This window comes from Sulfuricurvum sp. (assembly GCF_023250475.1).
GTDB lineage: Bacteria > Campylobacterota > Campylobacteria > Campylobacterales > Sulfurimonadaceae > Sulfuricurvum.
Genome location: NZ_JAHFAQ010000088.1, coordinates 1 through 9,257 on the forward strand (window position 1 = coordinate 1; position 9,257 = coordinate 9,257).

Annotated in this window: 9 protein-coding genes; 7 read left to right on the forward strand and 2 right to left on the reverse strand. The window is 44.2% G+C overall.

Annotated elements, in window-relative coordinates; translation table 11 throughout:
* Positions 1–132: 132 nt before the first annotated feature.
* A complete protein-coding gene (locus tag Q0C19_RS08685; RefSeq protein ID WP_295055141.1) occupies positions 133–444 on the forward strand; it encodes a DUF190 domain-containing protein in 312 nt (103 codons plus the stop codon).
* Between the two features lie 4 nt (positions 445–448).
* Here Q0C19_RS08685 and Q0C19_RS08690 read toward each other — a convergent pair whose 3' ends face one another.
* Positions 449–2,050, reverse strand: a complete 1,602-nt coding sequence (locus Q0C19_RS08690; protein WP_295055143.1) for a cation:proton antiporter — start codon at positions 2,048–2,050, stop codon at positions 449–451.
* A gap of 114 nt (positions 2,051–2,164) precedes the next feature.
* Here Q0C19_RS08690 and Q0C19_RS08695 point away from each other — a divergent pair, with 114 nt between their 5' ends.
* On the forward strand, positions 2,165–3,832 hold the full coding sequence (locus tag Q0C19_RS08695) for a SulP family inorganic anion transporter (protein WP_295055145.1): 1,668 nt from the start codon (positions 2,165–2,167) through the stop codon (positions 3,830–3,832).
* Positions 3,833–3,847: 15 nt separating this feature from the next.
* Here the strand turns inward: Q0C19_RS08695 and Q0C19_RS08700 are convergent, their stop codons facing one another.
* Positions 3,848–6,190 carry an EAL domain-containing protein gene (locus Q0C19_RS08700; RefSeq protein WP_295055147.1) on the reverse strand — a complete coding sequence of 781 codons (2,343 nt, stop codon included), beginning with the start codon at positions 6,188–6,190 and terminating at the stop codon, positions 3,848–3,850.
* A gap of 82 nt (positions 6,191–6,272) precedes the next feature.
* On the opposite strand from Q0C19_RS08700, the gene flgA reads away from it, so the two are divergent.
* The 5 genes from flgA to Q0C19_RS08725 form a co-directional block, all read left to right on the forward strand.
* Positions 6,273–7,136, forward strand: a complete 864-nt coding sequence (gene flgA / locus Q0C19_RS08705) for a flagellar basal body P-ring formation chaperone FlgA (protein ID WP_295055149.1) — start codon at positions 6,273–6,275, stop codon at positions 7,134–7,136.
* Positions 7,133–7,663, forward strand: a complete 531-nt coding sequence (locus Q0C19_RS08710; protein WP_295055151.1) for a UbiX family flavin prenyltransferase — start codon at positions 7,133–7,135, stop codon at positions 7,661–7,663. The genes flgA and Q0C19_RS08710 overlap by 4 nt, the downstream gene beginning before the upstream one ends.
* Positions 7,656–8,147 (forward strand): pantetheine-phosphate adenylyltransferase, encoded by a 492-nt coding sequence (gene coaD, locus Q0C19_RS08715; RefSeq protein ID WP_295055157.1) that lies wholly within the window; start codon positions 7,656–7,658, stop codon positions 8,145–8,147. The genes Q0C19_RS08710 and coaD overlap by 8 nt, the downstream gene beginning before the upstream one ends.
* Positions 8,132–8,713, forward strand: a complete 582-nt coding sequence (gene tmk, locus Q0C19_RS08720; RefSeq protein ID WP_295055153.1) for a dTMP kinase — start codon at positions 8,132–8,134, stop codon at positions 8,711–8,713. The genes coaD and tmk overlap by 16 nt, the downstream gene beginning before the upstream one ends.
* A partial coding sequence (locus Q0C19_RS08725; protein ID WP_295055155.1) for an ATP phosphoribosyltransferase regulatory subunit occupies positions 8,710–9,257 on the forward strand: 548 nt, incomplete at its 3' end. The genes tmk and Q0C19_RS08725, both read left to right, overlap by 4 nt.

Here is a 9,257-nt window from a genome sequence, read left to right on the forward strand (position 1 = left end):
GATTGTAACCGCTATTCAAGAAGGACGATTATCCCATGCCGCGATGGGAGTCTTTTTGCACGTCGGCGGATCGCTTATTATGACCTTTTTAGGGATTGCCAGTATGATGTATCTTCAAAACAGGGGCGCACTATGAAAACAGGATATCAATTAACATTTTTTACGCTTCAAAGCCGTCGTCATAACGGTGTTAATATTGCCGATTGGCTTGAAGAGATTGCACAGCATTCAGGTATCAACGGGGTAACCGTGACCAATGCGGCCAAAGGATTGGGACATGATGGAACATGGCATTCCGCCTCATTTTTCGAACTTGCCGATCAGCCTCTGGAAATTATTATGATTGCCGATGAGGAAGGGTGCAATGCCCTTTTTACCGTTTTAAACGAACAAATGCCTAATCTTTTTTACACAAAAACCGCTATCGAATACGGAACAATTTAATCCTCTACTCGGTACCGATTATGAGTTGAGAAACCTGCTGACTCATCACATAATTTTCGATAATGATATGGGTGATGCCGAGTTCGGAAATAATGTTTTTTTCGTGCTCGGTGTGCACTTTGACAATAATTTTTGAATTTTCCACAAACTGCTGGATCGTTTGGCATACATGATACAGCTTAGCCGGATTATCGATCGCGACAATGACATATTTTGCCAGCTGTATATTGGCTTTTTTTAATACCTCTTTTTTAAGGGCATTTCCGAAAATAGCAGGTTCCCCCATCTTCTGTATCGTATGAAAGGTATTGATATTATTTTCGATAGCCAAATAAAATTCACCTTGTTCTTTGAGCGCCGCGGCGACATTACGTCCAAACTCTCCAAATCCTAAAATGAGCGTGTGATCTTTTAATGCATCCGAATCGACAGAACTCTCAAGCTCACACTCCTCTCTTTTTAACAAAAATTCGCTCAGAGGAGTGAGATGATTCAAAATAAGCGGAGTGACTATCATGGACACAACAATCGTCACGATCAAAACTTGGCTATACGAATGAGCGATCAGGTCATTTGAGCGTGCCAGTTCCAAAATCGCCAGTGAAAATTCACCGATCTGCACCAGACTGAGCGCTGTTTTCAGACTGACTCTTTTACTTTCATTTATTCGGATCAATCCGAATATAATGATAAATTTCAATGCCATAACGCCTATTAACAACATTAAAATAATATGCAGTTGAGCAATAAGAAGAAAGAAATCTATCTGCATCCCAACCGTGATGAAAAAGATCCCCAGCAGCAGATCTCTAAAAGGTATCAAATCGGCTTCGGCCTGATGCTTGTACTTCGTTTCGGCAATCAGCATACCGGCGATAAACGCACCCAATGAATACGAAAATCCTAAAATATGGGCTAAATACGAGGCCCCTATCGCCAAGAACAGAACACTTCCAACAAAAAGTTCATCTGAATTTGTCTTGAGAATCTGGGTTAAAAACGGCTCTAATATATATTTTCCGAATATCCATAATGTGCCCAGCAGTACTATGGCGCTGATACTCATATTTTGCAAAACAGAAGAGATATCATTTGTACTGCTGCTCATAAATCCAATAATAAGCAAGATCGGAATCACTGCAATATCTTGCATAATCAATATTCCGAGCGATCTTTGTCCATGTCTGCGATTGATCTCACCGCTTTCATTAAGAAGCTTTAGGACGATAGCGGTTGAAGAGAGGGAAAGGACGAGGGATAAGATAAGTGCCGTGTTTTGATCAAAATGGAGCACATAATAGCTGAACAGATAAATGATAGATGACGTAATAGTAATTTGGAGCGATCCGGTTACAAATACTTCATGCTTCATCCGTTTTAAATGGGCTATGGAAAATTCCAGACCGATAGTGAACATCAAAAATACAACCCCGAATTCGGCTATTTCTTTCAATTCATGGTTGCGTACAGAATCATGCAGATCAAAGCCATAGGCTATAATCGTCCCGGTCAGAATGTACCCGATAATAGTGGGCAAATAAATTTTTCTGACAAAAATATTGATCAGCAAAGAAAGTAAAAGTGTTGTTACGATAATAGTTAACATACGTTTACCCGTCCTTTTTGTTTTTAATTATTCTAACGTAACACTCTTAAGCAAACAGCAACTTAAAAAAGTGCTACACTACACACATCAATTTTCTCAAGGACATTTCCCCTCATGCTGCGCTCAATTCATGACTCTCTAGAGCCGAAACTTATTACCCTTTTTCGTCGACAAGGATATTCATGGGCTGATTTCAGTGCAGATGCGATCGCAGGACTTGCCGTAGCTATCGTCGCCCTCCCGTTGGCAATGGCCATTGCCATTGCGTCGAATCTTCCCCCTGAACGGGGGCTCTTTACAGCGATTGTTGCCGGATTCTTGATCTCGGCACACGGGGGAAGCCGCTACCAAATCGGCGGGCCGACAGCCGCTTTTATCGTCACGGTAGCTATGGTCGCTATGAAGCACGGGTATGAGGGTTTAGTCCTTGCAACCATAATGGCGGGAGTCATTTTAATCATCATGGCTTTTTTTCGCGCGGGCGAACTTATCAAGTTTATCCCCTACCCCGTTATCGTCGGATTTACTTCCGGAATCGCGTTACTGATCGCCTTTTCGCAGATACGGGATTTTTTCGGCCTCTCTATCACAACTGTTCCTCCCGATTTTATCGACAAACTGAGCATCTATATCACCCACCTGCATGAAACAAATTTTACGGCCGTCATCCTTGCTGTTATCTCAATCGGGATTATCTTCTTTGCTAAAAAGTATTTTCCGCGCATTCCGGGGCCGATTCTTGTCGTTACCTTCAGCGCACTGGCCGTATGGAGTCTCAATCTCCCTGTCGAAACCATTGAGAGCCGCTTCGGTACTATACCGTCCATGCTTCCCAGCCCCGTATGGCCGAATATAACCTTCGAGAAACTTCGACTTCTCCTTCCCGATGCGATCACTATCGCCACCCTTGCCGCCATCGAATCGCTCTTATCGGCCGTTGTAGCCGACGGAATGACAGGTACCCGTCATAAATCCAATGCCGAGCTTTTGGGTCAAGGGGTTGCCAACATCGCTTCCGGGATATTCGGAGGTCTTCCGGCTACGGGAGCGATTGCCCGAACGGCAACCAATGTCAAAGCGGGAGCCAAAACACCGGTAGCCGGAATGATGCACGCACTCTGGTTATTTTTATTCATGGTTCTCCTCGCGCCCCTGATCGTTAAAGTTCCTTTGGCGGCATTAGCAGCCATTTTGATGGTAGTCGCATGGAATATGTCGGAGATCAAGCATATAAAAGAGATCATGCAAGCCCCCCGAACCGACCGGATCGTCCTGATCGTAACCTTTGCGCTGACCGTCTTGGTCGATCTGAACTTTGCGATTCAAGCGGGAATCGCCCTCGCGTCCATCCTCTTTATCGATCAGATGATGAAATCGACCCAAATCCGTCCCGTAGAGTCTGATGAGAACGATCCCGACTCAACCTCCAATAAAATCATTCCGCAGGGAGCTGAAGTCTATGAGATTCAAGGGCCGCTCTTTTTCGGGGTGGCAGAGAAATTGGTCGACACCCTCATGCTCTTTGAGAAGCCGCCTCATGTGTTTATCTTGCGTATGCGCTACGTTCCTCTGATCGATGCGGCGGGTCTGCATGCACTGGAAATATTGCACGAGAGACTCTCTCAATACGATACGCAGCTGATCCTCTCCGGCGTTAATGCCCAAGTGGATCAATTTATCCGATCATCCCACATTGATGAAATTATCGGCCGTCAGAATATTGTTGACCATATCGACAAAGCCATTATTAGAGCCGATGAAATTATCGGAGAAAAAATCTAAGCGCAACTCTTAATATTACGCAATGCAGCTCTGAATGTCATGGGTAAGTAATTCTTCAAACTGAAATACTTGCACGGGTTTGCTGCATAAATATCCTTGAAAATATTGACATCCATGACTTTCCAGGAATTTAAACTGCTCGATTGTCTCGACTCCCTCCGCAATCACATCAAATTTAAAAATAGATGCCATCGAAAGAATCGTCTCCACAAGCGCCGCATCATCCGCATCGCTCATAATATCGCGAACAAAACTACGGTCGATTTTTAGCGTTGTAAACGGAAGCCGCTTAAGATACGCCAATGATGAATATCCGGTACCGAAATCATCCATTGAAATACCGATTCCGGCGTTCCGCAAGCGGTTCATTTTATCAATAACCGTGTCAATTTTGTCGATAATCGTCGATTCGGTCAACTCTAGCTCAAGCATGGAGGGGACAAGCCCCGTTTCTGCGACAATACGTATCACCTTGTCGACAAAATCACTTTGGCGAAACTGCACGGCGCTCACATTAACGGCAATACGGTCAATATGCGATTGGCTCAGATTTTCAGACCGCCAACGGACAAACTGCGTACACGCTTCGCGAAGTACCCATTCGCCGATAGAGACAATAAGCCCGCTCTCTTCGGCAATTTCAATCATATCATCCGGCATGACGATGCCAAGTTCCGGATGATTCCATCTTAGCAGTGCCTCGGCACCGACAATCTGTTTCGTTTTCATCTCAATAACCGGCTGATAGTAGAGTTCCAGTTCATTGTTCTTAATGGCATTACGAAGCGCATTCTCTAAAAAGAGCCGTTTTTTAATCCATTGGTCCATCTCTTCTTGATAAAAGCGGGTCGTGTTTCTCCCCTCTTTTTTTGCCTGATACATTGCGGTATCGGCAAATTTTAGCAAATCGTCGGCGCTTTGTTCATTCGAACTGACCAAGACAATTCCGATACTCGAGCTGGTAGAAATAGGCTCAGAATGACCGACCTCAAAAGGGGTAGAGAAAACTTCATGAATTTTTTCTGCTACTGTTTCCGCACGAGCAGCGGCAGCTAGCGGATCGGTTCCGAGTTCATTGAGCAATATAACAAACTCATCTCCGCCTAAACGTGCTACCGTATCCCCCTCACGGCAAATATGGCTTAGACGTGTCGCTGTTTCAACCAATAGCAAATCGCCGACATAATGCCCTAATGAATCATTGACACTTTTAAAATGATCCAAATCCAAAAACATAATGGCAATCAAATTTCCATGGCGTCGATAATGGGCTAGCGCCTGTTCAACACGATCTTTTAACAAGATACGGTTCGGAATATCAGTCAATGCGTCAAAATAGGCCTGATGTTTTATCTTCTCTTGGGCTTGTATCTGTTCGGTGACATCCGAAACAATTGCAACTCCGCCGATTATCTCACGTTGTGCATTGTACATCGGTGACGTTCGAAAGGTAATCCAAAGGTTCAAACGATTGATCATCGACGTATATGGACCTTCGTAATACCCTTTTTTCCCTTGAATAGCAGAGACAATGGCTGTATTTAAACAGCTGTCGGGAAGTTTATTCATATCCAAACCGATCATACGATCACGATCGATTTTAAGAATTTGAAGCATCTCTGCGTTAGAATCGATAATCCTTAAATCAGAGTTGTAATAAAAAATCCCCGCAGGCGCCTCTTTAAAAATTGTTTCAAAATGTTCTTCCGACAGAGCCAATGCCTCAGCCGCTTTTTGATGCAGTATTTTGGATGTCAACGCATTCATAATATTGGAATGGATCCGTTTCGATGCGCTGACCAATAAGAAGAAAAACGCAACAACCAGCATCCCCATCATTTGCTGTTCAAATTCGCCGTGAAAAGACATCACGATCAATATCGGAGCCAAAAGGAAAGATAAAAAGACAACCGTTACTCCGAGCAACGAAGCTAACGTTCCGGATGCGACCGATGCGATCCCCGTCAATAAAAAGATAATAAAGAAATGGTGTAGATGATCAGAAGTTTGAAAAATAAAGAATGCCGCACTTCCCCACATCAGGGCGGAAGAATACATCACATATTTAAAGCGCCTTTCCCATACCGCACTCTCAACGTGTTGCGAATTGCAGCGATAATCATTTAATAACCAAAGCCTCCAGATCAACGTTAAAATAATAATACTAAACCAAACTGTCACCATCTCGGCTAAGCGAGATTTATAGAATAAGAACAATATTACGGAAGCGCCGAATAGAAGGGGGAGGATTGAGGCGAACGACTGCTTGTAGGCAATGGCTATTTGCTCTTTGCGGATACGTTTCCTATCAGCGCTGTCCACTTCTCTCGAAATATCTTTTTTGTTTAAAACCATCATATCCACATCATCTAAAAATTATTAGCGGCTAGGATATCGTAAAACTAATGAAAAACAAATGTCGTTATGTTACAATTCGCCAATGAATAAGCTCTTTGTACTACTCTTTTTTTTATTCAATCTTCATGCCTATGAATTGGCAAAAAACTATGAGTATGATAAAAATATAATCTACTCAAACGATTTGTTCCCCGAACTGACTCAAAAATTTGAAATCGTTAAAATTCCGTCCGATCAGGATCACTATCGTCTTGATGCTCAAATTATTGCCAAAACATTCGAACTTAACGGGATAGCTCTCGACATTACAAAAACCCGTTACGTTAATTTCACAAAACACAGCCCGGTAGATTTCACGCCTCTAAAACGGCAACTGGAAGCGATGTTTATCGAACGCTATCCGACAATCCGAATCGACGAGATTACGATAAGTTCACGCGGTTATCTCACTGCTTTACCGAAAAAGGTTCGAGGTGTTTTTGATGAGCGTTTTTATCAAAACGGCACCGGAACATTTTATTATTTCGATGAACAGGGGATAAGACATTACCTCGACTATTCGATCAAAGCGACACTTGAGGTACTTCATACAACCCAAAAGATATCCCGCAAAGAGCAGCTTAACGGATTTAACACTCTCCTAAAATCCATCCCTTTTTCCTCATTCATAGACATCCCGCTCACCGCCCTTCCGGATCAGCCCTCACGATTTCGTTCCAACCTCAAATCGGGTCAACTTTTAACCATACGAAATATCGAAACCAAGCCTCTTGTTTTGAAAAATGAAAAAGTCATTGTGGAAGTGCGAAATGAGGGGGTTATCGTCGAGTTTGGGGCTACCGCAACACAAGAGGGGTTACTCTATGATATTATTACAATCCAAAAAAATGACAACAAACGTGCCAAAGCCAAAGTAATCGGAGAAAATCGGGTGGAATTACAATGAAAATCGTCGTAGGGATCAGCGGTGCCAGCGGTGCGGCATTGGGACTGAAGCTCGTTCGCGCCCTCCCCGAAGATATCCAAAAGCATCTGATCGTATCCGATCATGCCTCTGTCGTTTTAGAGAAAGAAGAGAACACGACCATCCATAAAAACGACGAAATATGGGCATCCGTAGCCTCCGGTTCCTACGGTGCTGATGCTATGATTATTACACCCTGCAGCATGAATACCCTCGCGAAAATCGCCTGCGGAATTGCCGATAATCTCATCACCCGAGCAGCTGCAGTGATGATAAAAGAGCGCCGTACCTTGGTACTCGCGCCTCGTGAAATCCCTTTTTCACCGATCGCACTGGAGAATATGCATAAACTGTCGATGCTGGGGGTTATCATCGCACCCCCCGTGTTGGCTTATTACGGCGAGCAAAACACCCTTGAAGCTATGGAAAACTTTATGATCGGCAAATGGTTTGATCTCCTCGGCATCCAAAACGATCTTTACAAGCGATGGGATGACAGCCATGCATAAAATTGCCCTTTATCCAGGAACATTCGATCCCATTACAAACGGCCATTTCGATATTATCGAGCGGGGTATCAAACTCTTTGATGAAGTGATCATCGCCGTAGCTGACTCTCAGGAGAAAAAGCCGATGTTCACTTTGCAAGAACGGGTGGATATGGTTAAATTGTCGGTCAGAGACTTAGAGCGGGTTCAGGTTGTCGGATTTGACAATCTGACGGTCGAGCTTGCTAACACACTCGGGGCTACCGTACTGATACGAGGACTTCGAGCCGTCAGCGATTTTGAATTTGAACTGCAACTGGGATATTTAAACAACTCGCTTGATCCTAATATCGAAACCGTTTATCTGATGCCAAAGCTCAAACATGCGTTCATTAGCTCTTCCATTGTCCGTAATCTACTAAAATTCAACGGTAAAACGGTACATTTGCTCCCTGAACCTGTCCAAAATGTTATCGGGAGCATGAAATCATGTACATTGCAATAGAGGGGATCGACACCGCGGGGAAAAGTACCCAAATCGAAGCACTTCGTACCCTTTTTCCGGAGGCTCTGATTACCAAAGAACCCGGAGGTACCGCTGCAGGATCTGAAATCCGAAATATGGTTTTACACGGAAACTTAAAAAGCAAAACTGCAGAGCTGCTCCTCTTTTTAGCCGACCGTGCCGAACACACCGAAGCGATCATTGTCCCCAATAGAAATAAACTGATTATCAGTGACCGTTCGGCCGTATCGGGAATGGCATACGCAAGCGTCCAAAATCTATGCGACGAATCGACACTCGTAATGCTTAACCGCCTCGCGACTAGCGGAACCCTGCCCGATACCGTATTTATTTTAAAACTCACGCCCAAAGAGCTTGAAAACCGTCTAAGCCAAAAAGAGCACGATGTGATCGAATCACGCGGTACCGACTACCTTCTCAGCATCCAGGACGCCTTGATCGCTTCGGCCTATGCATTGGGGATTCAAACCTATGTAATCGATGCGACACAAAATATCGATACTATTACCGATGAAATTACCAACCTTATCAAAGGAGCCTTATGATCCAATCTTTGCGCGGAATGAACGACATCCTCTCCGAGGATTATGAACGTTTTGAATACTTTATAACCACTGCTTCTACTATCGCCAAGCGGTACGGGTTTCACTACATCGAAACCCCTCTGCTTGAAGAGACGGCACTGTTCAAACGTTCGGTCGGAGAGTCCAGTGACATCGTCGGCAAAGAGATGTATCAATTCACGGACAAAGGGGAAAACGACGTTTGTCTTCGTCCCGAAGGGACTGCCGGAGTTGTCAGAGCATTTGTTCAACACAAACTCGATAAAAAAGGGGGAATACACCGCTTTTATTACCACGGTCCGATGTTTCGCTACGAACGTCCCCAAAAAGGGCGTTTAAGAGAGTTCCATCAGTTTGGGATCGAGAGCTTCGGAGTCGATTCGGTCTATGAAGATGCATTGATGATTATGATGGTCGCGGATATCCTAAAAGCACTCGGCATCGGATACCGTCTCAAACTCAACTCCCTCGGCGATCAGAACTGTATGCCCGCCTATCGCGAAAAATTGGTCACGTTTATTGAGAG

Coding starts and splice junctions, on each gene's coding strand:
- Q0C19_RS08685 (WP_295055141.1), top strand. CDS start 133: ATGAAAACAGGATATCAATTAACATTTTTTACGCTTCAAAGCCGTCGT.
- tmk (WP_295055153.1), top strand. CDS start 8,132: ATGTACATTGCAATAGAGGGGATCGACACCGCGGGGAAAAGTACCCAA.
- Q0C19_RS08695 (WP_295055145.1), top strand. CDS start 2,165: ATGCTGCGCTCAATTCATGACTCTCTAGAGCCGAAACTTATTACCCTT.
- coaD (WP_295055157.1), top strand. CDS start 7,656: ATGCATAAAATTGCCCTTTATCCAGGAACATTCGATCCCATTACAAAC.
- flgA (WP_295055149.1), top strand. CDS start 6,273: ATGAATAAGCTCTTTGTACTACTCTTTTTTTTATTCAATCTTCATGCC.
- Q0C19_RS08700 (WP_295055147.1), bottom strand. CDS start 6,190: ATGATGGTTTTAAACAAAAAAGATATTTCGAGAGAAGTGGACAGCGCT.
- Q0C19_RS08690 (WP_295055143.1), bottom strand. CDS start 2,050: ATGTTAACTATTATCGTAACAACACTTTTACTTTCTTTGCTGATCAAT.
- Q0C19_RS08710 (WP_295055151.1), top strand. CDS start 7,133: ATGAAAATCGTCGTAGGGATCAGCGGTGCCAGCGGTGCGGCATTGGGA.